This window comes from Nocardioides sp. TF02-7 (assembly GCF_022437945.1).
Lineage (GTDB): Bacteria > Actinomycetota > Actinomycetes > Propionibacteriales > Nocardioidaceae > Nocardioides.
In genome coordinates this window covers 2,149,531-2,175,202 of sequence record NZ_CP092535.1, presented here as the reverse complement: position 1 = coordinate 2,175,202, position 25,672 = coordinate 2,149,531, and the positions used below count along the sequence as shown (strand labels likewise).

The 25,672-nt window shown below is 72.8% G+C and carries 25 protein-coding genes and 3 pseudogenes; 7 read left to right on the top strand and 21 right to left on the bottom strand.

Annotation, left to right across the window (positions count from 1 at the left end; all coding sequences use genetic code 11):
- Window positions 1-4: 4 nt before the first annotated feature.
- The 10 genes and pseudogenes from MF408_RS11185 to MF408_RS11145 form a co-directional block, all read right to left on the bottom strand.
- Complete coding sequence (locus MF408_RS11185; RefSeq protein WP_240251418.1) at window positions 5-1,150, bottom strand: acyl-CoA dehydrogenase family protein; 1,146 nt, start codon at window positions 1,148-1,150, stop codon at window positions 5-7.
- A 93-nt stretch (window positions 1,151-1,243) separates the two neighbouring features.
- A complete protein-coding gene (locus MF408_RS11180) occupies window positions 1,244-1,663 on the bottom strand; it encodes a hypothetical protein (RefSeq protein WP_240251417.1) in 420 nt (139 codons plus the stop codon).
- Entirely contained in the window at window positions 1,660-3,492 is a 1,833-nt protein-coding gene (locus tag MF408_RS11175) for a DUF1349 domain-containing protein (protein ID WP_240251416.1), read from the bottom strand. The genes MF408_RS11180 and MF408_RS11175 overlap by 4 nt, the downstream gene beginning before the upstream one ends.
- Window positions 3,449-6,880 (bottom strand): PKD domain-containing protein, encoded by a 3,432-nt coding sequence (locus MF408_RS25345; RefSeq protein ID WP_275693408.1) that lies wholly within the window; start codon window positions 6,878-6,880, stop codon window positions 3,449-3,451. Before MF408_RS25345 ends, MF408_RS11175 begins: the two co-directional genes overlap by 44 nt.
- Complete coding sequence (locus tag MF408_RS25340; RefSeq protein WP_275693463.1) at window positions 6,843-7,244, bottom strand: PQQ-dependent sugar dehydrogenase; 402 nt, start codon at window positions 7,242-7,244, stop codon at window positions 6,843-6,845. Before MF408_RS25340 ends, MF408_RS25345 begins: the two co-directional genes overlap by 38 nt.
- Window positions 7,245-7,346: 102 nt before the next feature.
- Window positions 7,347-7,949, bottom strand: a pseudogene (locus tag MF408_RS25335) (ThuA domain-containing protein); the annotation flags it as partial.
- 394 nt (window positions 7,950-8,343) lie between these two features.
- Window positions 8,344-9,807: an MDR family MFS transporter gene (locus MF408_RS11160; protein ID WP_240251415.1), complete on the bottom strand. Its 1,464-nt coding sequence runs from the start codon at window positions 9,805-9,807 to the stop codon at window positions 8,344-8,346.
- Between the two features lie 73 nt (window positions 9,808-9,880).
- Window positions 9,881-11,218, bottom strand: coding sequence for a M4 family metallopeptidase (locus tag MF408_RS11155; protein ID WP_240251414.1), 1,338 nt, complete (start codon window positions 11,216-11,218; stop codon window positions 9,881-9,883).
- Between the two features lie 70 nt (window positions 11,219-11,288).
- Window positions 11,289-13,100 (bottom strand): serine/threonine-protein kinase, encoded by a 1,812-nt coding sequence (locus MF408_RS11150; RefSeq protein WP_240251413.1) that lies wholly within the window; start codon window positions 13,098-13,100, stop codon window positions 11,289-11,291.
- 280 nt (window positions 13,101-13,380) lie between these two features.
- Complete coding sequence (locus tag MF408_RS11145; RefSeq protein ID WP_240251412.1) at window positions 13,381-15,225, bottom strand: MMPL family transporter; 1,845 nt, start codon at window positions 15,223-15,225, stop codon at window positions 13,381-13,383.
- Window positions 15,226-15,232: 7 nt separating this feature from the next.
- Between MF408_RS11145 and MF408_RS11140 the strand changes: the two genes are divergently transcribed.
- On the top strand, window positions 15,233-15,628 hold the full coding sequence (locus MF408_RS11140; RefSeq protein WP_240251411.1) for a hypothetical protein: 396 nt from the start codon (window positions 15,233-15,235) through the stop codon (window positions 15,626-15,628).
- A 611-nt stretch (window positions 15,629-16,239) separates the two neighbouring features.
- The gene (locus MF408_RS11135) at window positions 16,240-16,512 is read left to right on the top strand and encodes a hypothetical protein (RefSeq protein WP_240251410.1); all 273 of its coding nucleotides are present in this window, start codon (window positions 16,240-16,242) and stop codon (window positions 16,510-16,512) included.
- On the opposite strand, the gene MF408_RS11130 is transcribed toward MF408_RS11135, so the two are convergent.
- Both MF408_RS11130 and MF408_RS11125 read right to left on the bottom strand, forming a co-directional pair.
- Window positions 16,509-17,501, bottom strand: a complete 993-nt coding sequence (locus MF408_RS11130) for an asparaginase (protein WP_240251409.1) — start codon at window positions 17,499-17,501, stop codon at window positions 16,509-16,511. The two genes, MF408_RS11135 and MF408_RS11130, sit on opposite strands and share 4 nt — an antisense overlap.
- Window positions 17,498-18,187, bottom strand: a complete 690-nt coding sequence (locus MF408_RS11125; RefSeq protein WP_240251408.1) for an NAD-dependent deacylase — start codon at window positions 18,185-18,187, stop codon at window positions 17,498-17,500. Before MF408_RS11125 ends, MF408_RS11130 begins: the two co-directional genes overlap by 4 nt.
- Before the next feature lie 326 nt (window positions 18,188-18,513).
- On the opposite strand from MF408_RS11125, the gene MF408_RS11120 reads away from it, so the two are divergent.
- On the top strand, window positions 18,514-18,987 hold the full coding sequence (locus MF408_RS11120; protein ID WP_240251407.1) for a hypothetical protein: 474 nt from the start codon (window positions 18,514-18,516) through the stop codon (window positions 18,985-18,987).
- 4 nt (window positions 18,988-18,991) lie between these two features.
- Here MF408_RS11120 and MF408_RS11115 read toward each other — a convergent pair whose 3' ends face one another.
- The 3 genes and pseudogenes from MF408_RS11115 to MF408_RS11105 all read right to left on the bottom strand — a co-directional run.
- Window positions 18,992-19,507: a putative immunity protein gene (locus MF408_RS11115; RefSeq protein WP_240251846.1), complete on the bottom strand. Its 516-nt coding sequence runs from the start codon at window positions 19,505-19,507 to the stop codon at window positions 18,992-18,994.
- Window positions 19,504-20,310 (bottom strand): WYL domain-containing protein, encoded by an 807-nt coding sequence (locus MF408_RS11110; RefSeq protein WP_240251406.1) that lies wholly within the window; start codon window positions 20,308-20,310, stop codon window positions 19,504-19,506. The genes MF408_RS11115 and MF408_RS11110 overlap by 4 nt, the downstream gene beginning before the upstream one ends.
- Window positions 20,311-20,401: 91 nt before the next feature.
- A pseudogene (locus tag MF408_RS11105) lies at window positions 20,402-20,494 on the bottom strand (WYL domain-containing protein); the annotation flags it as partial.
- Window positions 20,495-20,595: 101 nt separating this feature from the next.
- Between MF408_RS11105 and MF408_RS11100 the strand changes: the two are divergent.
- Window positions 20,596-21,024 carry a VOC family protein gene (locus MF408_RS11100; RefSeq protein ID WP_240251405.1) on the top strand — a complete coding sequence of 143 codons (429 nt, stop codon included), beginning with the start codon at window positions 20,596-20,598 and terminating at the stop codon, window positions 21,022-21,024.
- A 318-nt stretch (window positions 21,025-21,342) separates the two neighbouring features.
- Here MF408_RS11100 and MF408_RS11095 read toward each other — a convergent pair whose 3' ends face one another.
- The 3 genes and pseudogenes from MF408_RS11095 to MF408_RS11085 all read right to left on the bottom strand — a co-directional run bounded on the left by MF408_RS11095 (window position 21,343) and on the right by MF408_RS11085 (window position 23,092).
- Entirely contained in the window at window positions 21,343-21,588 is a 246-nt protein-coding gene (locus MF408_RS11095; protein ID WP_240251404.1) for an addiction module protein, read from the bottom strand.
- A 79-nt stretch (window positions 21,589-21,667) separates the two neighbouring features.
- The gene (locus MF408_RS11090; RefSeq protein WP_275693407.1) at window positions 21,668-21,967 is read right to left on the bottom strand and encodes a 3'-5' exonuclease; all 300 of its coding nucleotides are present in this window, start codon (window positions 21,965-21,967) and stop codon (window positions 21,668-21,670) included.
- 176 nt (window positions 21,968-22,143) lie between these two features.
- Window positions 22,144-23,092 (bottom strand): annotated as a pseudogene (locus tag MF408_RS11085) (1,4-dihydroxy-2-naphthoyl-CoA synthase).
- A 181-nt stretch (window positions 23,093-23,273) separates the two neighbouring features.
- Between MF408_RS11085 and MF408_RS11080 the strand changes: the two are divergent.
- From MF408_RS11080 to MF408_RS11070, 3 genes are read left to right on the top strand one after another with little or no spacing between them, the layout of a single operon-like run.
- Window positions 23,274-23,417, top strand: coding sequence for a MerR family DNA-binding transcriptional regulator (locus MF408_RS11080; RefSeq protein ID WP_240251403.1), 144 nt, complete (start codon window positions 23,274-23,276; stop codon window positions 23,415-23,417).
- Window positions 23,410-23,646, top strand: a complete 237-nt coding sequence (locus tag MF408_RS11075; RefSeq protein WP_240251402.1) for a MerR family DNA-binding protein — start codon at window positions 23,410-23,412, stop codon at window positions 23,644-23,646. The genes MF408_RS11080 and MF408_RS11075 overlap by 8 nt, the downstream gene beginning before the upstream one ends.
- Complete coding sequence (locus MF408_RS11070) at window positions 23,643-24,017, top strand: thioredoxin domain-containing protein (RefSeq protein WP_240251401.1); 375 nt, start codon at window positions 23,643-23,645, stop codon at window positions 24,015-24,017. The genes MF408_RS11075 and MF408_RS11070 overlap by 4 nt, the downstream gene beginning before the upstream one ends.
- Window positions 24,018-24,181: 164 nt before the next feature.
- Here MF408_RS11070 and MF408_RS11065 read toward each other — a convergent pair whose 3' ends face one another.
- From MF408_RS11065 to MF408_RS11055, 3 genes are all read right to left on the bottom strand, one after another.
- Window positions 24,182-24,505, bottom strand: a complete 324-nt coding sequence (locus tag MF408_RS11065) for a nitroreductase family deazaflavin-dependent oxidoreductase (RefSeq protein WP_240251400.1) — start codon at window positions 24,503-24,505, stop codon at window positions 24,182-24,184.
- A 281-nt stretch (window positions 24,506-24,786) separates the two neighbouring features.
- Window positions 24,787-25,389 carry an isopentenyl-diphosphate Delta-isomerase gene (gene idi / locus MF408_RS11060; RefSeq protein WP_240251399.1) on the bottom strand — a complete coding sequence of 201 codons (603 nt, stop codon included), beginning with the start codon at window positions 25,387-25,389 and terminating at the stop codon, window positions 24,787-24,789.
- On the bottom strand, window positions 25,386-25,661 hold the full coding sequence (locus MF408_RS11055; RefSeq protein WP_240251398.1) for a hypothetical protein: 276 nt from the start codon (window positions 25,659-25,661) through the stop codon (window positions 25,386-25,388). Before MF408_RS11055 ends, idi begins: the two co-directional genes overlap by 4 nt.
- Window positions 25,662-25,672: the final 11 nt, after the last annotated feature.

The window sequence follows — 25,672 nt, the reverse complement described above, 5'->3', positions numbered from 1 at the left end:
GGCCTCAGAGCCCCAGGTCGCGCCCGATGAGCTCCTTCATGATCTCGTTCGAGCCGGCCCAGATCTTGGTGACCCGGGCGTCGCGCCAGGCACGGGCGACGCGGTACTCGTTCATGAAGCCGTAGCCGCCGTGGAGCTGGACGCAGTGGTCGAGCACCTCCGACTGCACCTGCGAGGACCACCACTTGGCCTTGGCGGCGTCGATGGCGGTGAGCTCCTTCTGCGCGTGGGCGAGCACGCACTTGTCGACGTAGGCCTCGGCGACCTCGATCTTGGTGAAGAGCTCGGCGAGGAGGAACTTGTTGTGCTGGAAGGTGCCGATCGGGGCACCGAAGGCGTGGCGCTCCTTGGCGTACTCGAGCGTCTCGACCAGGATCTGCTTGGCGTGCGCGATGTTGGCGACCGCGCAGCCGAGCCGCTCCTGCGGGAGCTTCTGCATCATGTGGATGAAGCCCATGTCGCGCTCGCCGATGATCTCGGCGTCGGTCACCCGCACGTTCTCGAAGAACAGCTCGGCGGTGTCGGACTCCTCCTGGCCAACCTTGTCGAGCTTGCGGCCGCGGGAGAAGCCCTCCTTCGACGCCTCGATGCCGAAGAGGGTGATGCCCTTGGGGCCCTTCTCCGGGTCGGTGCGGACGGCGGCGACGACGAGGTCGCAGCTGTAGCCGTTGGTGATGAAGGTCTTGGAGCCGTTGATGACCCACTCGTCGCCGTCGCGGACGGCGGTGGTCTTGAGCGCGGCGAGGTCGGAGCCCCCGGACGGCTCGGTCATGCCGATGGCGAGCAGGATCTCGCCCGACGCGACGCCGGGCAGCCAGCGCTGCTTCTGCTCCTCGGTGCCGAGCTCGACGATGTACGGCGCGGTGATGTCGGCGTGGATGCCGTGGCAGGTGGGGTACGCCGCGCCCGCCTTGGCGAGCTCCTCCTGCAGGACCGCGTTGAAGCGGAAGTCGCCGGCCTCCGAGCCGCCGTACTGCTCAGGGATCTCCAAACCCAGCAGCCCCTGCTTGCCGGCCTCGAGCCAGAACTCGCGCGGCAGCGCCTTGTCGGCGATGTGCTGCTCGGTGTGGGGCAGGATGTGGCGGTCGACGAACTCCTTGACCGAGCCGCGGAACGCCTCGTGGTCCTCGTCGTAGATCTCGCGCTTCATGCCGCGGACTGTACTCGCTGGTAGCTCCAGGTCGTGCCCGGGCGGACACCGGCTGGCAGGTCCGGTGTCCGCCCGGGAGCTGGGGCGGCGCGATCAGCGCAGGCGGCGGATGATCACCCCCAGGTCGCCGCGGACCACCTTGCGGTGGGCGGCCACCTTGATGCCGCCCGCGGCCTTGCGCGCGCCGCGGAGCGCGGCCACGGCCTGCCGGTCACGGTCGCGCCGGGCGTGGTTGGCGGCCTGCCGCAGCTTGGCGAGCACCCGCACCTCCACCTTGCGCGGCACCGACCCGGCGTCGGCGAACCGCTGCACCAGCGTCCGCACCGCGGCGAGCGACGTCCGCACCCGGAAGACCCGCCGCACGGTGGTGGTGTTGCCGGCCTCGTCGGTCGCGGTCACGACCAGCACCGCCCGGCCGAGGTCGACCCGCCACAGCGGGACCCGCCCCGGGGTGACCTTGCGGCCGTCGATCCGCGCCACCACGGACGCGACCGGCGAGCCGGTCGGCGTCACCGTCCAGGCCAGCCGCGGCTGAGCCGCGTGGCTGTAGGCCCGGCCGGCCGCGATCCCCGGACCTCCAGCACCGGCCCGGTCGTGTCCGGCTCCTCGACGGTGACCTCGACGCTGCCGGCCTCCTCGACGTGACCGGCGTGGTCGGTCGACCGGAACGAGACCACGTGGTCGCCCGGCTCGTCGATCCGCACCGGCTGGTCGTACGTCGTCCAGTCGCCGTCGCCGACCTTGACCTCGGTCGACGCGACACCGGAGGTGGCGTCCTCGGCGGTGAGCGTCACCACCTTGGCCGTGCCGTCGTCGGTGACCTCCGCGGTCGTCGTCGGTCCGGCGCGGTCCAGCTTGACCGTGCTGGAGCGCACCTCCTCGACGTTGCCGTCGGCGTCGGTCGAGCGGTACTCGACCACGATCTCGCCGTCGGCCAGGTCGCCGAGCGCGACCGGCTCGCCGTCGTAAGCGGTCCACTCGCCGCCGTCGATCCGGTACTCCGTCGACGCGACGTCGGAGCCCTCGCCGGCGTCCGCGGCGAGCGTGAAGCTCGGCGCGGTGACGTACCAGCCGTTCTCACCGTCGGCCGCCGCCGGGTCGAGCGTCAGCTCGGTGACCGGCGCCTCGGTGTCCGGCTCCTCGACCGTCACCTCGACGCTGCCGGCCTCCTCGACGTGACCGGCGTTGTCGGTCGACCGGAACGAGACGACGTGGTCGCCCGGCTCGTCGATCCGCACCGGCTGGTCGTACGCCGTCCATTCGCCGTCGCCGACCTTGATCTCGGTCGACGCGACACCGGACGCGGCGTCTTCGGCCAGGAGCGTGACCACCTTCGCGACACCGTCGTCGGTGACCTCCGCCGTCGTCTCCGGAGCCGCGCGGTCCAGCTTCACCGTGGTCGACCCGGCGTCCTCGACGTTGCCGGCGACGTCGGTCGAGCGGTACTCGACCTCCCGCTCGCCGTCGGTGAGGTCGCCGAGCCCGACCGTGCCGTCGTACTCGGTCCACTCGCCGCCGTCGACGCGGTACTCGGTGGTGTCCACACCGGAGCCGTCGCCGTCGTCCGCGCTCAGCGTGAAGCTCGGCGCGGTGACGTACCAGCCGTTCTCACCGTCGGCGGCCGCCGGGTCGAGCGTCAGCTCGGTGGTCGGCGCCTCGGTGTCCTCCGGCTCCTCACCGTCGGTCTCGAGGTGGAAGTAGTCGAACTCGACGGTGACCGGCTCCTCCTGCTCCGGGCCGATCGCCATCAGGCCGAGCGCGGTGATCGGCTTGTCGAACGCGATGCCGTTGCCGACCGGCTCCCACTGGGCGCCGTCGTCGCTGACCTCGGCGGTGTACTGGCTGCCGGCCTTGGTGACCCGGACGTACCAGTAGCCGCTCTCGGTCGTGTCGGCGATGTCGACCTGGTCGCCGCCGGACACGCCGGACCCGTTGGACTCCGCGGCGAGCTCGGCCCGCAGGTCGAGCGCGGCGCCCGGGGTGTTGTAGGCGACGACGTCGGCCTTCACGTAGTTGTCGTCGTCGGCGTACATCAGCAGCCCGGCGAGCTGCCACCGGTGCACCAGCGGCGCCTTGAACCGCGTGGTCGCCACCCAGTCGCCCTCGGGGGCGGCCTGGAGCACGAAGTTCCGCGGGTTCACGGGGTTGTTGCCGTTGATGTCGCCCGGCTGGGTCTCGACCTTCAGGTGGCCGTCCGCGACCTCGACGGTCTCGGAGTCGTAGCGCACCGTGTGCGCCCACCGGCAGCCGTCGAGCTCGTCACCGTCGAACTCGTCGTCCGGGGTGAACTCCGGGGCGTCACGGTCCGGGGTCACCCGGAACCAGTCGACGCTGGCCGTCACCGGGGTGGTGCCGAGGTCGCCGGCCCCCCATCAGCCCGATCCGCGCGTCGGGCTTGAGCGCGGTCGACCCGTTGAGCTGGACCCACGAGCCGTCGGCGCCGCTGCTGGAGTACGCAGCGGTCAGCGTGCCACCGGTGTTGACGAGCCGCAGGTAGATCGTCGTCGGGAAGTCCGTCGGGACGGTCGGCGCGTGCGGGGTGGTGCGCGAGCCGTTGGTCTCGGACTGGAACTCGACGATCCGGCCGCCGTTCTGGTGCCGGACGAACGCCAGCTTGTTGTAGTTGTCGTCGTCCTGGTGCACGACCAGGCCGGCCCACTGCCAGTGCGAGCTGTGCGGCACCGTGAGCTTCGTGGTGGCCGTCCAGTCGCCCTCGGGCGTCGGCTGGCCGACGAAGCTCACCGGACCGGGGCTGGCCTCGTTGATGTCACCGCCGGTGATCGGCAGCTGCAGCTGGCCGCCCGTCGCGCGGACCGGGACACCCGTCGCCTGGCGGACGCTCCACTTGCCGTTGAGGCCGCCGGTGAACTCGTCGGAGAGCGGCCCCACGCAGGTCAGCGGCTCGTAGGTCTCCTCCGGGTCGACCGGCTCCACCTCCGAGTCGACGGAGAAGGCCGAGAACGACGCGGTGCCCGTCGCGGCCGAGTGGGCCGTGGTGGCGATGCCGACGTCCTGCACGTTCGCCGCTCCGCCGAGCGTGGCCGCGGTGCCCACCTGGTTCCAGGTCGAGCCGTTGCGCGAGTAGTACGCCGAGTACTGGTCGCCGCTGCGGACCACCTTGAGCCAGGTCGGGTACGCCGTGCTCCCACCCGCCGTGGAGGCGTCCAGCTGGCCGTTGCCGTCGGTGTCGCGGAGGAACTCCACGCCGTTCGCCGGGCGGATGCCGAGGAACAGGTAGCCGGGCGACTGACCGGGCTGGGTCATGTCGTTGCGGACCATGATCCCCGTCTTGGCGCTGTTGTTGGCGTGGGTCTGGCCGTCGACCCTGACCACGGCCTCCCAGCTGTCGTCGTCACCGCCGCCGGGCAGGTACAACGCGCTGTACTGGTCGACGCCCTGCCAGGTGTTGTTGCCGGCCCCGGTGATCTCGAAGGCGTCGGCGCCGGCCTTCTCGAAGGAGCCGCCGGCGTTGCTGAACTGGACCAGGTCGCCGAAGAGCTCGCCGACCTGCGCCACGACGACCCGCGAGGTGCGCTGGTTGCCCTCGTCGTCGGTGGCCTCGGCGGTGAGGTGGTAGAGGTTCTCCTCCTCCGGGGTGGTCCAGGTGACCTCGAACGGCGCGGTGTCGTCGACGCCGATCGACTCGCCGTCGACGAAGAACTCGACCTGGGTGACCTCGCCGCCCTCGTCGGAGGCGTCGGCCGTCACCGGCACGTCGGTGCCGGGGTCGAGCTGCTCGTCCTCGTCGGGGAGGTGATCGTCACCGACGGGCGCTCCGTGGGGGGAGGCGCCGCGGCCGAGGGCCTCGAGGAAGTTGAGCCGGACCGGGCCGTCGGCGAACACGACGTATAGGTCCCTCGTCTCGGCGCCCAGGGCGCTGGTGTCGACGACGACGTCGCGGAACCCGGCACCGGTGGCCGGGACCTCGGCGGTCGCCAGCAGCTCGCCGTCCGGCGCGTCCTGGCGGATCTCGAGCGTGCCCCCGGTGGTGGCCGACGCTCGCAGCGCGAGCCGGTTGACCCGGTAGAAGCTCACGGTGTCGAACTGGATCCAGGCACCGTCGTCACCGACGACGACCTGACCGCCACCGGCCGCGTCGCGGCCCGGCTGGACGACGGCGTCGTCGGACTTCGCGTCGAAGAACTCCGCCTGCCGCAGCTTGGGGTAGAGCACCGAGGTCGCGGAGCCGGTGAGCGCGTTCTCGCCGGACTCGTCGCCCGAGTCGGTGTAGCGGGCGTCGAGCGCGAAGAAGATGTTCTCGTCCGGTGCGTGCCCGCCGAGGCTGGTCACCACGCTGCCGGTCAGACCGGTGTAGGGCTCGGTCGGGTGCGAGTGGGCGTCGTGGCCGAGCGCGGGCTGGACGATGACGTCGTCACCCGAGATCGTCTCGTCCTCGGGGTCGGTCACCTCCACGTCCCACGAGATCTCGTCGCCGAACTCGAAGAACGCCCCGTCCGGCGGCAGGTTGAACCGGACCGACGGCTCGGTGTTGCCCACCGTGATCGAGACGGTCGTCGTGCCCTCCTTGCCGTCCGGGTCGGAGACGGTCAGCCGGGCGCGGTGCACGCCCTCGTTGGTGTAGGTGTGGCTGGCGGTCGCACCGGTGGCGTCGACCGTGCCGTCGTCCTCGAAGTCCCACTCGTAGGTGAGCTCGGCACCCTCCGGGTCGGTGGAGCCCGAGCCGTCGAACTCGACGGTCAGCGGCGCCTGGCCGGACGACGGGTCGGCCGCGAGCCGGGCGATCGGCGAGCGGGAGCCCTGGATGTAGTCGATCCGGTGCAGGCCCGAGTTGGGGTTGTCACGGCCGTAGCCGCCGCCCCAGTCGAGGACGTAGAGCGACCCGTCGGGACCGAACTTGGAGTCGATCGGCGCGAGGAACTGCTCCTGCGGCAGGAACGGGTTCACCTTCTCGACGGCGTCGCCCGGGTCGGCGGTGCCGGCGTCCTCCGCGAGCTGGATGTTGTACATCTTGTTGCGCGCCCAGTCGTAGAAGAACGGCTTGGCGTCGAAGGAGGCGGGGAACTTGGTGTCGGACTCCAGCTCCTCGTCGTAGTGGTAGAACGGGCCGCCCATCGGGGCGAGACCGCCGCCTTGCGCGATGACCTGCGGCACCGAGCTGCGCCGGTAGCCGTAGAACATGTCCGCGGGCCGCACGGGCGGCAGCTCGGTCAGGCCGGTGTTGTGGACGCTGTCGTTGACCGGGTTGGCGCAGTCGAAGTAGTCACCGACGACCGGCGGGTTCTGCGGCGTGGTGTGGCCGTAGTCGACGTCGCGGAACGGCTCGTTGTCGCCCATGCACAGCGGCCAGCCGTAGTTGCCCGGCGACTTGATCAGGTTCCACTCCGCGATGCCGGCCGGCCCGCGGGTGGCCGGGGCGTCGTTGTTGTTGTCCGGCGAGTAGTCGGCGAGGCTGATCCAGCCGGTCTCGGGGTCGACGGAGAACCGGAACGGGTTGCGGAAGCCCATCGCGTAGATCTCGGGCCGGGTCTTGTCCTCGGCGTCCTCGGCCTCGGGGAAGAGGTTGCCCTCGGGGATGGTGTAGCCCGAGCCGTCGGGGTTCGGGGTGATCCGGAGCAGCTTGCCGCGCAGGTCGTTGGTGTTGGCCGAGGTGGCGCGGGCGTCGTGGAAGGTGCCCTGGCGCTCCGAGATCGGGGCGTAGCCGCCGGAGGGCTCGGAGTGCGGGTTCACGTCGTCACCGACGCCGAGGTAGAGGTTGCCCTCGGGGTCCATGTCGAGGCCGCCGCCCGTGTGGCCGGGCTCGTCGGGGGAGCCGGCGGGCGGGCACCTCCAGCAGCACCTTCTCGGTGGCGCGGTCGATGGTGCCGGTCTGGTGGTCGTAGGTCAGGCGCGAGAGGACGTTGAAGAAGTTCTCGGGGTCGGTGTCGTCGTCGCTCGCCGGCGAGTAGTAGACGTAGAGGTGGCCGGACTCCTCGAAGTCGTTGGCCAGCGTGATGCCGAGCAGGCCGTCCTCGCCGCCGGAGTAGACCGGGATGGTGACGGCGGTGCTGGTGGTCTGGGTCTGCGGGTCGAAGACGCGGATCTGGCCGCGGACCAGCTCGGTGAAGAAGACCTTGCCGTCGGGCGCGACGTCCATGGCGTACGGCGCGGACGTGTTCTGGTCGAGCGGCACCCGCTCGTAGCTCTCCCACACGGTGCCGCCGCAGTCGCCGGGCTCGAGGCCGGCGACGTACTCCACGCCGCCCACGAGGTGCTCCATGAACTTCGGCTCGTCGTAGTGCGACGGGAAGTGGCCGAGCGCCGTGGCCCAGAACCGGCCGCCCTCGTAGGGCTTGCACCAGCTGATCGGGTGGTCGTAGCCCATGTTGCCGCCGGAGTACGTCGACTCGTCCATCGTGGCGAGGACGTGGGCGGTGCCGCGCACGTTGTTGGAGAAGTTGTACCACTCGTCGCTGCGCTGCCAGCGGGTCTCGGTGAAGTGGTCGGTCGAGGGGTGGTGGTGGTCCTCGACCCGGACGACGCCGGGCTGGCCCGGGTCGGTGCCGGTCGGCGCGTGGCCCGGCATCAGGGAGCCGACCATCTCGTCCCACCACGCGTAGTTGCCGCGCATGTCGGTGGCGTTGTGGACGGCGGCGATGCCGTGGCCGGCCGCCATCCAGCGCTCCATGGCGTCCTTCTCGTCGGCGGTCCAGGGGTCGCCGTTGGTCTGGAACGCGACGATCGCGTCGTACTCCGCGAGCCCCTCGTCGGTGAACACCCCTTCGGAGTCGTCGACGATGGTCGCGTCCATGCCCTCGGCCTCCAGGGCCGCCTCCAGCTTGGGCGCACCCTCGGCGATCGCGTCGTCGTGCCAGGGACCCGGCCGGGGCCTCGGTGAAGATCAGGACGTGCCCGTGGCCCTCGTGGGCCGAGGCCGGCGCGGGCAGCGCTGCCGCGAGGGCTCCGGCCACCGCGGCGGCGATCGAGGCGGAGAGGAACCGGAACCCGGCTCGGCGATGGACAGTCATGACGCTCCTAGGGTCGACAGGGCAGCGGGTGACGTGCGCCACACCGGAACCTAGGGAAGACTTATGTCGAACGTCAAGCAAAAGTTGCTGCGCAGGCGAACGAAAGCCGCCAGACGCACGTCGGAAGTCGTCGAATCGGCCCTCGTGGCGCGTCGAATCGGCCCTCGTGGCGCGTCGAATCCGGTCCCGTGGTGGCCCGCTCAGCCGCGGGCCGACCTCGACCGCTCCCTACTCGACCGGGTCGGGACCGCGGCGGGGCATGAGCAGCCCGGCGGCCACCAGGAGCAGCGCGGAGCAGGCGACGGCAAGGAAGACGGCCTGCAGCGCAGGGTCGAGCACCGAGACCGGCAGCTCGTCGAGGTCGACCGCCCCGGCGTGGCCGCCACCGTCGAGGCGGCTCGCGACGGCCGCGTTGGCGATCGCGCCGAACGCCGCCACGCCCACCGCGCTGCCGACCGACCGGCCGAACATGTTGGCGCCGGTGGCCACGCCGCGCTCCTGGAACCCGACCGCCGACTGCAGCGCGACGACGCTGGGGCTGACGACGTAGCCGAGCCCGAGGCCGAGCACCAGGCAGGCGACCGCGGGGAGCCAGACACCGCTGCCAGGACCGACCAGCACCAGGAGCCAGGCGCCGAGCGCGCCGAAACCGCCGCCGAGCAGCAGGCACGCGCGGAAGCCCCACCGCAGGTAGATCCGGCCGGAGCTGCTGGCCGCGATCGGCCAGCCGATGGCGAGGGCCGCGACGGCGAAGCCGGCGACGGTCGCGCCGGAGCCGAGGACCTGCTGGGCATACACCGGGACGTACGACGTCACGCCCATCATCACGACGCCGGCGACGAAGCTGCCCACGAGCGCCGCGTTGAGGACCCTCCGGCGGAACAGCCAGCCCGGCAGCACCGGGTCGGCTGCGCGGCTCTCGACCAGGACGAACAGTGCGACGAGCACCGCTGACCCGACGAGGAGGCCCACGCTGGCGAACGACCACCACGGCCACCGGATGCCGCCCTCGAGCAGCGCGAGCAGCAGCAGCGCCGAGGCGCCGGCGACCAGCACCGAGCCGGTCACGTCGATCGGCCGCCGTTCGCGCGGCTCCCGCTCCTCGTGGAACCGCACCAGCAGCACGGCGGCCGCGAGCAACCCCAGCGGCAGGTTGATCCAGAAGATCCACCGCCAGGAGAGGTGGTCGGAGAACAGGCCGCCGAGCGCCGGGCCGACGACGGCGGACATCGCCCACACGCTCGCGATGTAGCCCTGGGCGACCGCCCGCTCAGCGACGGAGTAGATGTCGCCCATGATCGTCATCCCGGACGGCTGGATCGCACCAGCACCGAGGCCCTGCAGCGCACGGAACGCGATCAACGCGCCCATGCTCCACGCGACCGCGCACAGCACCGATCCGAGCACGAACAGGCCGATGCCGAACAGCATCATCGGCTTGCGGCCGAACACGTCGGCGAGCTTGCCGTAGACGGGCGTGGTGATGGCCTGGGCCAGAAGGTACGCCGAGAACAGCCACGGGAACTGGGTGAACCCGCCGAGGTCGCGCACGATCGCCGGCACCGCGGTCGCCAGGATCGTCGAGTCGATGGCGATCAGCGCGATGCTCAGCATCACCGAGCCGAGGATCGGCCCCCGCTCGCTGCGCAGGCCGACCGAGGCGCGGGTCGGGGCGGAGGTCTCGGCGGGCACGTCAGGCGGCAACCTACCGCCGCGGCGCCGCATTCCCGCCCGGGCCCCGCCCTCCTGCTCCTCGCCGCCGCCGCTACCGGTCGTCGGCGCCCAGCACGAGCCGGGCCAGCTCGACCAGCTCGGGGGTGAGGTCCTGCTCGCCGAGCCGGGCGGTCACCGGGCCGCAGGCGAAGGTGTAGACGAACGCGTCGGGGTGCTGCCCGGCCGGGCGGAGCGCCTCGAGGTCGACCGCCTCGAACAGGCGCCGCGCCCGGGCGGCCACCTCGTCGTCGCCGTCGAGGTCGACGGTCCGCTCGCTGACCAGGCCGGCGTAGCCGCCGGACCGGCGGACGGTGAGCGGCCAGCCGGGGCCCGCGGCGCCCGCTCCTCCGACCGTGCGGGTGCGCCCGCCCCGCCCGGCGACGACCCCGACCTGCTGCCACGCCTCCGCCACGGCAGTGGCGTGCTGCCCCGCAGCCGCCACGCACGCCTCGGCGAACCCGGCGAAGTCGGTCTGCGGGCCGATGCCGGAGGTGAGGGCCGTGAACCAGATCCGCCCGGCTCCCTCCCAGGCGGTGCCGCCGATCGCCGTGGCAGCGAGGTGGAACGCCTTGTTGGGGATGCCCGAGTTGATGTGCACGCCGCCGTTGTCGTCGTCGGTGTCGACGTAGTCGTCCATGTGGCCCGGTTGCGGGTCGCGGCCGAGCACCGGGTCGTCGTACGCCGTGCCGGGCTCGGCCATCGACCGCAGCGCCCGCGCCTGCACGCCGGGGAGGAAGAGGCCCACACCGACCAGCCAGTCGGCCTCGGAGACGTCCTGGCCGAGGTGACGCTGCCGGACGCAGGCGCCGACGACGTCGGAGACCGACTCGTTGAGCGCCCCGGCCTGACCGGCGTAGGCGAGGTCGGCGGTGTGCTGGGTGAGTGCGTGGCCGAGCTCGTGGCCGAGGACGTCGATCGGCTTGGTGAACCGGTCGAACACCCGCCCGTCCCCGTCGCCGAACACCAGCTGGGTGCCGTTCCAGAAGGCGTTGTCGTAGTCGCGCTCGTAGTGCACGGTCGCGACCACCGTCGCCCCGCGGCCGTCGTACGACGACCGCCCGAGGTCGGCGAGGAGCGCCAGCGACTCGGTGAGCCCGAGCGCGGCCTCGTCGACCGCGGCGTCGCCGCTCTCCGGCCCGCCGGCCGGACGCACCAGGTCGCCGGGGAGCCGGGCGGTGCCGCCGGCCGTGTGCACCTGCCAGGCCGGCGCCGCGTCGCCGGGCACTGCGCTGGTGGGCAGCGACACCTGCGCCCGCCGCGGGTCGGCGAGCGACGCCCGCCGGGCGCGCAGCCGGGCGTCGACCTCCACCGTGCGGCCGGGGCCCCCGGCGCCGTGGCCGGCCGCCGCGAGCCGTTCGAGCAGGTAGGCCGGGACGAACGGGCAGTGCATGCGGTCCAGCCAACAGCGCGGCGGCGGTCGCTGTCGAGGGGATCGGGTCGACAGGAAGGAGCGGCCGCGCTCAGCCGCCGGCGAGCTCGGTGTCGGTGACGATCCGCGACTCCGCCGGCAGCCGCGGATCGAACTCCTCGTCGAAGCGGGAGTAGGTGAACGACGCGTCCGCCGACTCGTCGATCCGCAGCAGGTAGTGCGGCTCGGCCACCATCACGTAGTAGGTCTCCTCCTGGCTCCCCTGCTCCAGCCGGATCCGGACGGCGTCCTGCTGCTGTTCGGTGACGACGCCCTCGTTGGTCAGGGTGGCGCCGCCGCGGTTGTCGCGCTCGAGGAGCTCGTCGAGGTCGCACACCGACGCGAACTGGTCCTCCTGCTCGGTGAGCTCCAGCCAGCGGCCGCCCACCTTGTCGAGGAACGCCTGCGCCTCCGCCCGGTCGAGGCCGGGGAGGAACTCGGCGTCCGGCTTGACCAGCTCGCGGCCGCCGACCCGCAGCACCTGCGCCGAGCCGCCGTCCGCGTAGCCCATCGTCCCGCGGCACTCGCCGTCGGCGGTCATCGTCAGGTCGACCACGACGTCGCGACCGCTGTCGCCGTCCTCGCGGAACTGGCCGGTCACGCGGACACTGTCGAGGACCTTCATCTCCCGCTCCGAGGCCTTCAGGATGTCCGCGGGGTCCTGGGCGGTGAAGTCGCCGGCGGGGCTGGTGGGCGACGGACCCGGCGCGGGGTCCGGGTCGTCGCGGCCGAGCCAGGCCGCGGCCCCGCCCACGCCGACCGCGACGACCGCTGCCGCCGCGGCGGTCGCCGTCCAGAACACGCGGGACCGGCCGCCGCGCGCGGGCGGCGGCAGGGGGGTCGGCGGCGGGTCGGGGGCCGGCGGGTCCTGGGCCGGCGACTGCGGCGGGGCGGCCGGTGGTCGTGCGGCCGGTGGTCGTGCGGCCGGTGGTTGCGGGGAGGGCGGCTGCGGGGAGCGCGGCGGGCCGGTCGGCGTACTCCCCTGCGGGCGGTCGCCGCCGGTCGGCGGGCGCGGCACGGTGCCCTCGGCCACGGGACTCGCGACGACCGGCCGGATGACCGTGCCGGTGCGGGCCGCCGGCACCGCCGCCCCCGGCGTGCTCGGCAGCCGCAGCGCCGCCTGCAGGTCGTCGCGCATCGCCCCGGCGTCGCGGTAGCGGCCCTCCGGCTCCTTGGCCATCGCGATCCGCAGGATCCGGTTGGCGGCGCGGATCATCGGGGTGTCGCCGGCCAGCTGCGGCACCGGGTCGTTCATGTGGCCGGCGATGACCTGGTAGTCGGTGGTGCCGGAGTACGGCGGCACGCCGGTGAGGGCGACCCACAGCAGGCAGCCCAGCGAGTAGACGTCGGTGACGAACCCGGCCTCGGCGCCGCTGTGCAGCTCGGGCGCCATGTAGGTCGGCGTCCCCGGCACCGCCGCTCCGATCCGGGTCGCCTGCGCATCCATCCGGCGGGCGATGCCGAAGTCGGCGAGGTAGGCGCGCACCGCGCCGCCCCGCAACCGCACCAGCACGTTGCCCGGCTTGATGTCGCGGTGGACGAGCCCCGCGTCGTGGGCGTCGGCCAGCCCGGTCGCCACCTGCTGCATCACGTCGAGCGCATCGGCCAGCGGCGGCACCCCGGCGGTGCGGATCAGCCGGCCGAGGTCACCGTCGGCGATCAGCTGGCTGGCGATGTAGAGATAGCCGTCCTCCTCGCCGTGGGCGTAGACCGCGACGACGTGCGACGACTCCAGCGACGCCTGGGCGCGCGCCTCCCGGGTGAACCGCTCCCCGGAACTCCGGGTCGTGCGCGAGGTGCGGCGCCACGATCTTGAGCGCCACCTCCCGGCCGAGGTTCTCCTCCACCGCCCGGTAGACGACACCCATCCCACCCTGACCGAGCTGCTCCACCACCCGGAACCGCCCGATCCGGGCACCAGGGGCCGGGTAGCCGGAAGTCGGGACGGAGGGCACGACACGTTTCTACCCGAACGGGTGCGGGGGGTGGGGTGGGCAGGCGGGTGGGCGGGGGGTCTTTACCGAGGTTTGGTCCCAAACCGCATCAGGAACGGCCCGGGATCTGCGGTTTGGTCCCAAACCGCACCCCTCGAGGCCCGCCAGCTGCGGTTTGGTCCCAAACCGCAGCCATCCGACCGGCCCGCCTCACACCCCCGCCGCGACCCGGTCGTCGGCCCCATCAGCCCCGTCGACCCCACCAGCACCATCCCCGCCGAGCCGGCCGTCCGCGCCCGCCGGCACCTCGTCGCGGAAGCCGTGCCGCTCCCACCAGCGGGCGAGCGGCGCGGGGGCCCACCAGTTCCAGCGGCCGAGCAGCTTCATCGCCGCCGGCACCATGAGCGCCCGCACGATGGTGGCGTCGACGAGGAGGGCGACGAGCATGCCGATGCCGAGCATCTTCATGAACACGATGCCGCTCGTGGAGAACGCGCCGATCACCACGGCGAGCAGCACGGCGGCGCTCGTGATGATCCGGCCGGTCTTCTGCACGCCCGTCGCGACGGCGAGGTCGTTGTCGCCGGTGCGGTCCCACTGCTCGCGGACCCGGCTGAGGAGGAACACCTCGTAGTCCATCGACAGGCCGAAGAGGATGGCCAGCATCAGGATCGGGTTGGTCGCGTCGAGGAAGCCCTGCGGCGTGAAGCCGAGCAGGTCGGCGAGGTGGCCGTCGCTGAAGATCCAGGTGATGACGCCGAAGGACGCGGTGATCGAGAAGGCGTTCATCACAACCGCCTTCAGCGGCAGCACCAGCGAGCCGAACGCGACGAACAGCAGCACGAGCATCACGCCGACGACGATCAGCCCCATCCACGGCAGGTGCGCACCGACCGAGTCGAGCAGGTCGACGGTGTCGGCGGTCAGGCCGCCGACCATCGCCGTGCCACCCTCGGGGTCGATCTCGCGCAGGTCGCGCACCAGGTCCTGCGACGCCTCGCTCTGGCTGTTGCCGCGCCACGCCACCCGCACCAGCGTGGCGTCGCCCTGCTGGTCGACGACCTCGGCCGTCGGGTCGCCGGCGATGCCGCGCGCCTGCTGGAGGTAGGAGTCGACCGCGGCGGCGTCGGCACCCTCGAGGAGCACGCTGGCCGTCGACGTCTCGGGCCCGAACGCGGCGAGCTTCTCGGCGGCGACGTGGGCCGGCGCGTCGTCGGGGAGCACGCGGTGGTCGACGCTGCCCCAGCGCACGCCGAGGAACGGCGCGGCCACGGCGAGCAGTACGACGACCGTGAGCGCGAGCACGGCCACCGGGCGGCGCATCACGGCGCGGGCGAGCGCCGCCCACCGGCCGTGGGCGTCGCCGACCTCGACCGCACGACCGCGCCGCCACGGCAGCCGGCCGGCGTCGACCCGCCGTCCGAGCAGGACGAGGATCGCGGGGAGCACGGTGAGCGCGGCCAGCATGGCGATCACGACCGCCGCGATGCCGCCGTACGCCATGCTCCGCAGGAACATCTGGGGGAAGATCAGCAGGCTGGCCAGCGCCGCGGCGACGGTGAGGCCGGAGAACAGCACGGTGCGTCCGGCGGTGGTCATCGTCCGGCGGATCGCCAGCCGGGGTGCTGCGGGGTCGCCGTCCGGCAGCGCCGCGAGCTCCTCCCGGAACCGGCTGATGACGAACAGCGCGTAGTCGATCGCGAGCCCGATGCCGAGCAGCGAGATCACGTTCACCGCGAACACCGACACGTCGGTGAACCCCGTCAGCAGCCGCACCGTCGCGAGGCCGCCGACCATCGCGACCACGCCGACGACCGCCGGCATCGACGCCGCGACCAGGCTGCCGAAGATCAGGAGTGCCAGCAGCACGACCAGGGGGAGCGAGATGAGCTCGGCGCGCTCGAGATCCTCGGAGGTGATCTCGTTGACGTTCTCGTAGACGGCGTAGGTGCCGGCGACGTCGGTGTGCAGACCGTCGGCCTCGAGCAGCGGGTGGACCTCGTCGTAGGAGTCGAGGAAGTCGTCCTGCGTCTCGCCGTCGAGCGAGATCACCACCTGCGCGGTGTGGCCGTCGGGGCTGACCAGGCCGGCCTCCGGGGGGCGCCTCGAAGTAGGGGACCACCCGAGCGACGGCGTCCTGGGGGAGGTCCGCCACGACGTCGGCGACCGCGTCCCGGAACCGCGGGTCCGTGGCGACCAGGTCGTCACTGGAGTAGATCGCCACCACGTCCGGCGACTGGTTGCCGAAGACGTCGCGCTCGGCCGCGAGCTGCCGGGCGCCCTCGGCGTCGGGGTCGTCGAACCCCCCGCGGGAGAGCGAGTCGAAGACGCCGACGCCGTAGACGCCGGCGGCGATCACGACGAGGACGCCGACCGCGAGGACGGCTCGGGCTCGGCGGGCGACGAACGCGCCCCAGCGGTCGATCATGAGGGTTCCTCCTCCGCGGGCGCGGGATGAGAGACTTGGTGAACAGCCGTCCGTTCAGTAACGGTCGATCAGTTCAGTGAACGCCGTTAACCGTAAATGGTGTAAACTGCGGTGTCAACCATTAACGAGGAGTGCCGTGGCTCACGTCCACCAGCCGCCGTCGCGCCGCGAGCGTCAGCGCGAGGCGACGTACGACGAGATCGTCCGGGTCTCCGCGGAGCTCCTGGCCGAGGGCGCCGAGCTGTCCCTGCGCGCGGTGGCGACCCGGATGGGCATGACGCCGCCGGCGCTCTACCGGTACGTCGGCAGCTACCAGGAGCTGGTCGACCTGGTGGCGTTCGAGCTCGACAAGGCGGCGACCGCCGATTTCGCGGCCCGGGCGGAGAAGTACCCCGCGGACGACCCGGCGGCCCGGCTCACCGCGGCGGCGGTCGGCTTCCGGCAGTGGGCCGTCGCGCGGCCCCGCGAGTTCGCCACCGTGTTCGCCAACCCGGTCACCGAGGGAGGCACCGAGCGCCGCGAGCTGCTGACGCTGGCGACCTCCGGCCACTACTTCACCGACCTGCTCTACGCCATCCAGCAGAAGTACCGCTTCCCCTACCCCCGCCCTCGACGAGCTCGACCCCGCGGTCCGCGAGGCCGTGCTCGAGCCGCTGATCCCGGCGAAGGCCGAGCACATCGCCACCGAGGATCGCGGCCTGCTCTGGGTCTACATGCGCGCCTGGTCGGCGCTCTACGGCGTGGTCACCCTGGAGTCGACCGGCCACTGCGACCCGCGGCTGATCGCGACCGCCGCGCTCTTCCGCGCGACGGTCCTGGAGTGGCTGGGGCCGCTCAACCTCGACGGCGAGCGGGAGCGGCTGGTCCGGGTCCTCGACGAGGAGCTGGCGGCGGGCCCGGCGCCGACCGGCTAGCGGGCGGGGTCGACGTACGCCGGGATCGCGGCGCGCACCGCCGCGGCGTCGTCCAGCGCGGCCAGCAGCGCGAGGACGAGCACCCGGCCCTGCCCGGCGCGGAGCGTGCCGAGCGGCACCGCACCCGCGGCCACCAGGTCGGCACCGCCACCGCCACCGCCGTAGACGCCGGCGACCGCCCCCTGGTCGACGCGCGTGGTGAGGGCGACCACGACGCCGCGCCGGGTGAGGTCGGCGACCGCTGCGACGATGCCGGGCGACGCGTTGCCCGCCCCGGTCGCCTGCAGCACCACGCCGCGGGCGCCCGCCGCGGCGAACGCGCGGAGCGCGACGTCGTCGGCGCCGGGGTACGTCGCGGCGATGTCGACCCGGACCCGCTCGAGGCCGAGCGCGGCCCGGGGCAGGTGCTCGCGGTGTGCAGGAGTGCCCTCGACGAACAGCCGCCCGTCGACGACCCGCCCGAGCGCCCGCCCGTCGTGCTGCGCGAACGCCGCCGCAGCGACCGTGTGCACCTTCCGCGTGCCACGCGCGGCGTGCACCCGGCCGTCGAAGACGACGAGCACGCCGAGGCCCCGGGCGGCGGGGTCGGCGGCGACACGGACGGCGTCGGCGAGGTTGCGCGGACCGTCGGCGTCCGGGGCGTCGGCCGGCCGCTGCGCGCCGGTCACCACCACCGGCCGGTCGCCGGCGTGGACCAGGTCGAGGAGGTAGGCGGTCTCCTCCATCGTGTCGGTGCCGTGGGTCACCACCACGCCCGCGAACCGGTCGTCCGCGTCGAGCACCGCCCTGGCGACCGCGACCTGGTCGGCGGGCGTCAGCGCCGAGCTGTCCTTGACGAACAGGTCGTGGGCCTCCACGTCGAGGTCGGGGACGAGGCCCCGCACGAGCCGGTCGACGCTGTCGACCGGCGCCGCCACCCCGCCGGAAGTGCGGCTGGCGATCGTGCCGCCGGTGCCGAGCACCAGCACCGCGGGACGGGTGCGGCTCACCCGGCCAGGACCTCGCGCACCCAGACCGGCACCAGGTCGCCCGCCCGGCCCTGCCGGGACTCGTGGAAGAACGGGCTGCCCTCGCTCGGCACCAGGTTGAGCTCGAGCGTCCGCGCGCCGAACGCCCGCGCCTGCTGCACGAACCCGGCGGCCGGGTAGACCGCACCCGAGGTCCCGACGGAGACGAACAGGTCGCAGGCCACGAGGGACTCGATGATCGCGTCGAGGTGGTAGGGCACCTCGCCGAACCAGACGACGTCGGGGCGCAGCGTGCCGAGGCCGCAGCCGGGGCACGGGTCGGCGTCGACCAGGTCGTCGTCCCAGCGGTGCCGCCCGCCGCAGTAGGAGCAGAGCGCCGAGCGCAGCTCCCCGTGCATGTGGACGACCCGGGTCGAGCCGGCCCGCTCGTGGAGGTCGTCGATGTTCTGCGTCACGACCAGCAGGTCGTCGCCGATCGCCCGCTCCAGCTCCGCGAGCGCGACGTGGGCGGCGTTCGGCCCGACCGCCGCCAGCGACGCGCGGCGGGCGTCGTAGAACCGCTGCACGGTGTGCGGGTCGGCCGCGAACGCCTCGGGCGTCGCCACCTCCTCGACCCGGTGGCCCTCCCACAGGCCGTCGGCGTCCCGGAACGTCGGCACCCCGCTCTCGGCGGAGATGCCTGCCCCGGTCAGGACTACGATGCGCACGACCGCCACCGTACTCAGCCGCGGTCACCCGGACGGACGAAGGAGGCGGGCGCGCGTGCGACGCTGGTCACGGTCGGCGGCCACGGCGGTCGCTCTCATGGTGGCGGCGGCGCTGCCGGTCGTCGCGGCGCCGGGCGCCACCGAGGCGGGCACCGTGACGAGGCACGAGACCCGGACCAAGGTGCGGCCGCTGCCCGACCGGGTGCTCCGGTACGGCGAGAAGGTGCGGATCAGCGGCTGGGTCGAGGTCCGCGACGAGAACGACCCCCGACTGCGATCCGGGCGGCTGGTGCCTGAGCCCCGACACCGAGGACGGCCACGTCGCGGTGCGGCGCACCCCTGCGGGGAAGGGCGGGCAGAAGACGGTCGCGACGCTGCCGAACGAGAGCTCGTTCACGACGCGCATCCGGATGACCGGCAGCGCCCGCTACCAGGTGCTCTACACCGGCGGTTCCTTCGACGCCCACTGGTTCGAGCCCAGCCGGACCACGGTGCGGGTGCGGGTCTCGCGCAACCTCCGCGGGCAGATCGTGGAGCGCGACGGCGGGGCCCGTTACATCGGCCGGGTCACCCCCGGCTGGACCCGGAAGCCGGTCACCATCCAGCGCAAGACCTGCCGCACCTGCGCCTGGCGCACGTACGCGACGGTGCGCACCGACGGCAAGGGGCGGTACGCCGTCGCGGTCACCGCACCCGACAAGGGCAGCTGGTTCTGGCGCTCGGCGGTCCGGGCGACCCGGCCGCGGTTCGTCGCCGGCCACGGCAACGTGTGGCGGACCTTCCGGCCGCCGGCCGCGTAGGCGCTCAGCCGAAGACCGACCAGCAGAGGTCGTTGCGGCGCTGCTGGTCCTCCAGCACGAGCGCCCGGACCTCCGCGGGCAGCCGGTCGCGCTGCCAGGCGCACTCGGCCCGCCCGGCCTCCTCCGCGGCGACATCATCCGGACGCGCCGCCCGCACCGCCTTGATCGCGTACGCCGCCGCGCCCAGGTCGTGCTCCGCGACGTGCGGCACGCACGCGGCCTGCCCGGCGGCGTACGCAGCGAACCTGGCCGCTCCCCGCAGCGGCCGCGCCGCCCCCATCGCGTGCCCTCCGGCCGCGCGCGACTCCATCATCCGCACCTCGCCCCGCACCCAGGCGCGGACGGCCGCGATCGCGGCGCGGGGCCGGCCGTCCTCCGGCACCTGCGCCTCGAACAGGTGCAGCACGTGCTCCGCGCACTCCGCCGCCCACAGCGCGAGCAGCCGGTGGTCGTCGTCGGTGAGGGTCCCGCCGCGGCGGACGGTGATCATCCGCGCGTCGCGGACCTCGGGGAGGATCACCGGTCGGTCCCCGGGGTCGCCGACGCGGACGCCGCTGCGGCCGGCGTGCCGCCGTACCGCGTCGTGAGCTCCTCGCCGATGCGCGCCAGCACGCGACGTACCTCCGGCGGGTCCTGCACGTCGACCAGGCCGCCCCACCCGGCGAGGTTGCGGGCCAGGTCGAGCGGGGTCGGGGCTGCGACCCGCACGAGTGCCCGGCCGTCGGCGCGCTCCTCCTCGACGTGGCAGTGCCGGCCGAAGTGGTCGCGCAGCACCGGCACGAACCGCTGCTCGAGGACGACCGTCGCCCAGGTGCGTGAGCGCCGCTCCTCCATCTCCGCCACGACCTCGGCCCAGGCCTCGTCGAGCGGCACGTCCGCCGGTTCGAACACCTCGTCGGTGACGTCGATCGAGGAGATCCGGTCGACGCGGAACGTGCGCCGGCCCCGGTCGGTGCCGGCGACCAGGTAGGACGCGTCCCCCTTGTCGACGACGCCCCACGGCTCGACCAGCCGCTCGGAGCGGCTCCCGCGGGCGTCGGCGTAGGTCAGCCGCACGCGGCGGCGGCGGACCACGGCGTCCTGGAGCGCCTGGACCAGCGGCGGCCGGGGGCGGACCTGCTCGCCCCACCGCGCCGGGTCGCTCACGGTCGCCGCCGCAGCCGCCTCGGCGTCGGCGCGGAACGTCCGGGGCAGCGCCCGCGCGAGCTTGCGCAGCGCTGCCCTCGCCTCGTCGGAGGTCGCCGCCGCCGGCCCCAGCAGCAAGAACAGCGCCTGGGCCTCCGACGCCGACAGCCCGGTGAGGTCCGTCCGCGCGCCGCCCACGAGCTGCCACCCACCACCGCGACCGGGCTGGGGGGTAGACCGGGACCCCCGCGGCCGCCAGCGCCTCGAGGTCGCGGCGAGCGGTCGCGACCGACACGTCGAGCTCGTCGGCGAGCGCAGCAGCGGTCACCCGGCCCTTCGACTGCAGCACCAGGAGGGTCGCGACGAGACGGTCTGCCCGCATTCAACGAATCTTTCACGGAAAGTGCTCAGGAGGTGAGCACTTCAGCGAGGAGGGTGGCTCTCACACGGCTCACGAGGAGCCGACCGAGAAGGGGACCACCCATGCTGCGCGGACTGACCACCACCAACTTCTACGCCGACGACGTCGCCGAGGCCGGCCGCTGGTACACCCACGTGCTCGGGGTCGAGCCGTACTTCGTCCGCGAGGTCGGCGGCCGGCCGGCGTACATCGAGTTCCGCGTCGGCGACCTCCAGCACGAGCTCGGCTTCATCGACCGCCGGTTCGCGCCGCCGGGCGCCGGCGGCGACGGCACCATGACCTACTGGGCGGTCGACGACGTCCACGCCGCCCACCAGCGGCTCCTCGACCTCGGCGCCACCGAGCACCAGCCCCCCGCGCGAGTACGGCCCGGGCTTCGTCACCGCCTCGGTGGTCGACCCGTTCGGCAACGTCCTCGGCGTCATGTACAACCAGCACTACCTCGACGTCGTCGAGGGGCGGAAGGCCGTCTGAGGCGGGGTGGTCAGTAGTACCAGGGGAAACGCGGCACGCTCAGCGGGTGTTGATGGTCGGTGACGGAACTATGCGGCTGACCTGCGAAAAACGTGATTGGCGGGGTTGGTCGTCGACGGGCTCTGATGATTCTCCTGCCACGTTCTTGCCACCCATCGGGTCAGTCGTTGGCCCGCTCTCGCCAGTAGCCGGGCAGTCGCTTGTCGTGGGCAAGCGCGAGTACGACGAGCTCGGCGGGCTGGACGAGATAGACGAGCCGGTAGGGGAAGCCGACCAAGAGACGTCGGCACGAAGCTCGGCGAGAGCCTCTGGGTGATATCGAACGTCGAGGGTCACTACTGCTGCCGCGCGGCGCGGTCCGCCGCGAGCTGAGCCTTGACCTCGTCATGGGAGACGGTCTGCACCCGACCACTGGTGATGTCGTCGACACGAGACTTGATCTCAGCCGTCCACGCCTCGTGGACCTCGGCCGAATCGGCCGGATCATCAAGACTGGCGAGCAGCGCGTTGGCAACCTGCGCGCGCTGATCCACCGGGAGCGTCAACGCCAACTGCGTGATCTCGTCCATTCCGGCGGTCATGGGTGAAGTCTACGCCCGGCTGGCGTCAGTCCGGCAGGAACAAGAGGTGCAGCTCATCGTTCCTTCCCGGCGCGGGTGCTCAGTCGTCCTCGGCGTAGGCGAGGAACTCGCTGTGGCATGTCCGGCGTTCGTCCCAACGTCCGGAGTGCTGAGAGGGCCGTGGGCGGATCGTGGCGTGGGTCAGCACGACGTGGTTCTTGGCGCGAGAGATTGCGACGAAGAACTCTGAGTGGCTGCGCGGGGGTCGCCCCCAAGAGAACTCGTGCTCGACTCCGAGCACGACGACCTTCTCGAACTCGAGGCCCTTGGACTTGTGGGTCGTCAGGATCCGCATGGCGTCGTCGTCGGAGAGGCGTTCGAGGGCTCCGACGGTGGTCATCCACGCCCAGCTGGCGCCACCCGATGACGACGGTCGGCACGAGCACCCAGTGGGAGGCGAGCCGCCACCGAACGATCGGTTCGCGTCTCGCTTCGCGATCGTCGATCGCCATTCTTGCCACGCACCTGCCATGCAAGAGGCCCTAACAGGCCTCTGACCTAGGCAAACGCACCAGATCAGTAGTACCAGGGGTAGGGCGACCAGTCCGGCTCGCGCTTCTCGAGGAACTGGTCGCGGCCCTCCTGCGCCTCGTCGGTCATGTAGGCCAGGCGCGTGGTCTCGCCGGCGAAGAGCTGCTGGCCGACGAGGCCGTCGTCGAGCAGGTTGAAGGAGTACTTCAGCATCCGCTGCGCGGTCGGGCTCTTGCCGTTGACGAGCCGACCCCCACTCCAGCGCGGTGGCCTCGAGCTCGGCGTGCGGGACGGCGCGGTTGACGGTGCCCATCCGGACGCCGTCCTCGGCGGAGTACTCCTGGCCGAGGAAGAAGATCTCGCGGGCGATCTTCTGGCCGACCTGGCGGGCGAGGTACGCCGAGCCGAAGCCGCCGTCGAAGGACCCGACGTCGGCGTCGGTCTGCTTGAACCGCGCATGCTCGGCGCTCGCGAGCGTGAGGTCGCAGACGACGTGGAGGCTGTGGCCGCCGCCGGCCGCCCAGCCGGGCACCACGCAGATGACGACCTTCGGCATGAACCGGATCAACCGCTGGCACTCCAGGATGTGCAGCCGGGCCAGCTTCGCCTTGTCGATCACCGAGGGCTCCTCGGCGCCCGTGCGGCTGCCGTCGTACGCACCCTCGGACTCGTACTGGTAGCCGGCCTTGCCGCGGATCCGCTGGTCGCCGCCGGTGCAGAAGCTGCGCTTGCCGCTCTTGTGGCTCGGCCCGTTGCCGGTGAGCAGGACGCAGCCGACGTCGGCGCTGGTGCGGGCGTGCTCGAGCGTGCGGAGCAGCTCGTCGACGGTGTGCGGCCGGAACGCGTTGAGGACGTCGGGCCGGTCGAACGCGATCCGCACGGTGCCGTGCGCCTTCGCGCGGTGGTAGGTGAGGTCGGTCAGGTCCTCGAACCCCGGCACCTCGTCCCACGCCTCCGGGTCGAACGTCTCCGACACGCCCTCGATCGCGCTCATGGAGGGGAGGCTATCCGGCGGCGCGGTCGGGTCGCGGGGCGGGACCTGACGGGCAAAACCTCCACATGTCCGGCATTGCTTTGCCCGACAAGTTGAGGTTTCCCCGGTCGACCGGGGAAACCTCACGTCGCCGAACCTCACGCTTGACCTTGCCCCCAGGGTCAAGGTCTACCGTCGGTGCGTGCAGATCAAGGAGCTGGCCGAGCGGTCCGGCGTCACGGTCAAGGCGGTGCGCTACTACGAGTCCCGCGGCCTGCTCAGCCCGGGCCGGGCGGCCAACGGCTACCGGGAGGTACGACGCCGCGGACGTGCAGGTGGTGCGTGAGATCCGCGGGCTGCTGTCGGTCGGGCTCACCGCCGACGAGACGCTGCCGTTCGTCGAGTGCCTGCGGGCCGGCAACGACCGGGCCGACGTGTGCCCGGCGTCGCTGGCCGCCTACCGGCTGCGGATCGCCGAGATCGAGCGCCGGATCGGCGAGCTCTCCACCTTGCGCGACGAGCTCACCGACCTGCTGCACGACGCCGAGAGCTACCGACCCCAGGAGACCCCGTGACCAGCCAGCCCAGCCAGACCGCCACGACCAGCGTCCGCCGCACCACCGACGTGACCGACGCCGACTTCGAGCGCGAGGTGCTCGGCTCCGACCTCCCGGTGCTCGTCGACTTCTGGGCGCCCTGGTGCCCGCCCTGCCACCAGGTCGCGCCGGTGCTCGAGCAGGTCGCGGCCGAGCGGTCGGGGCGGCTGCGGGTCGTGAAGGTCAACAGCGACGAGCACCCCGTCACGACGGCTGCACACCGGGTGCTCGGCCTGCCGACGCTGATCCTGTTCGTCGGTGGCAGTCCGGTCCTCGAGCTCCGCGGGGCGCGCAGCAAGTCGGCCCTCGACCGCGAGCTCGACAAGGTGCTGGCCCCGCAGGGTGGGTAGCCGGGTCGGGGGCGGGCGGCGCCGCGTGAGGCCTGCGGGGCGCGACGTGACGGGCAAAACCTCCACATGTCAGGCATTGCTTTGCCCGACAAGTTGAGGTTTCCCCGGTCGGCCGGGGAAACCTCACGTCGCGGCCCCGCCCCGGCCGCCCCAGCCCGGCCGCCTCAGCCGTCCACCGGCTCCAGCAGGAACACCGGGATCTCTCGGTCGGTCTTCTCCTGGTACGACGCGTAGGGGCGGTACTGCGCGACCGCGCGCTCCCACCACTCCGCGCGCTCCTCGCCCTCCGCGACCCGGGCGCGGTAGAGCGCGGGCTCGGGTCCGTCCTGGAGCTGGACGACCGGGTCGGCGAGGAAGTTGTGGTACCACTCCGGGTGCTCGGGCGCGCCGCCCTTCGACGCTACGGCGGCGTACACGCCGTCCTTCTCGACCCGCATCACCGGGTTCTTCCGGAGCTTCCCGGACTTGGCGCCGCGGGAGGTGATCACGACGATCGGCCACTCCGCGCGGCCCTGGAGGACGTTGGCCTCCCTGGCCGCCGGACGCCTCGTAGGCGGCCACCTGGTCGCGGACCCACTGCTGCTTGTTCGGCTCGTACTCGCCGTCGAGGAGATCGGTCATACCGGGTCAATGCCCGCAGCGGTCGAGGGCATTCCTGGGGGGTCGCTGGGTGTACGTCGACCGGCGCGCGGGCGCTCCCTCGGTGGTGCAGCTGCTCCCTCGGCGCTGTTGCCGGTCACACCGCCCGGGAAGTGGACGTAACACTGAGTTACCCCACCTCACCGGCCGCCGCCGGCGGCAGCCCGTCGTACGACGCCGGCGCGGCGAGCGGGTCCTCGGGGAGGGCGAGCAGCTGCTCGCGGCACCACTGGCTGACGTCGCGCCGGCCCTCGAGCACGTCGGCGCGGAAACCGGCCCAGTCGACCCACTCGTGGTCGGCCACCTCGGTGGGGTCGGGCGCGACGGCGTCGGGGTCGGAGCATCGGGCGGTCCAGACCGGGCACATCTCGTTCTCGACGGTGCCGTCGTCCATCACCGCGCGGTAGCGGAACGCCGGCAGCACGAGGGTGAGCTGCTCCGGGACCACGCCGAGCTCCTGGGCCACCCGGCGGCTCACGGCCTCGCCCATCGGCTCGCCGGGCGCGGGGTGGCCGCAACAGCTGTTGGTCCACAGGCCCGGGAAGGTGCGCTTGTCGAGCGCGCGGCGGGTGAGCAGCAGCCGGCCGTGGTCGTCGAAGAGGTAGCAGGAGAACGCCAGGTGCAGGGGCGTGTCGCTGTGGTGCACCTCGGCCTTGTCGGCGGCGCCGATCGCGGCGCCGGACTCGTCGAGGAGCACCACCTGCTCGCGGCCGCCGGCCGCTGCGGCGGTCACGCGGGCCTCGCGAGCTGGTCGACGGCGGCGCCGAACACGGCCGGCAGCGCCGCCGCCGCCGGCACGATCCGGTTCCGCACCGGCCGCACCCGGCTGGCCGTCAGCAGCGCCCGGGTGAGCAGGACGTGGCGCCGGCCGAGCCGCCGGTAGGCCGCCTCGTACTCCTCCGGAGCGCCGCCGCGGACCGCCTCCACGGCCGCCTCGGCCTGGGCGAGGCCGAGGGCGATCCCCTCGCCGGTCAGGGCGTCGACGTAACCCGCGGCATCACCCACGAGAAGCACCC

What these genes read in the sequence shown, in the direction of transcription:
- MF408_RS11185 (WP_240251418.1), bottom strand. Translation starts at nt 1,150, where the DNA reads ATGAAGCGCGAGATCTACGACGAGGACCACGAGGCGTTCCGCGGCTCG.
- MF408_RS25345 (WP_275693408.1), bottom strand. Translation starts at nt 6,880, where the DNA reads ATGGACCCCGAGGGCAACCTCTACCTCGGCGTCGGTGACGACGTGAAC.
- MF408_RS25340 (WP_275693463.1), bottom strand. Translation starts at nt 7,244, where the DNA reads ATGGACGTCGCGCCCGACGGCAAGGTCTTCTTCACCGAGCTGGTCCGC.
- MF408_RS11155 (WP_240251414.1), bottom strand. Translation starts at nt 11,218, where the DNA reads ATGCACTGCCCGTTCGTCCCGGCCTACCTGCTCGAACGGCTCGCGGCG.
- MF408_RS11100 (WP_240251405.1), top strand. Translation starts at nt 20,596, where the DNA reads ATGCTGCGCGGACTGACCACCACCAACTTCTACGCCGACGACGTCGCC.
- MF408_RS11095 (WP_240251404.1), bottom strand. Translation starts at nt 21,588, where the DNA reads ATGACCGCCGGAATGGACGAGATCACGCAGTTGGCGTTGACGCTCCCG.
- MF408_RS11090 (WP_275693407.1), bottom strand. Translation starts at nt 21,967, where the DNA reads ATGACCACCGTCGGAGCCCTCGAACGCCTCTCCGACGACGACGCCATG.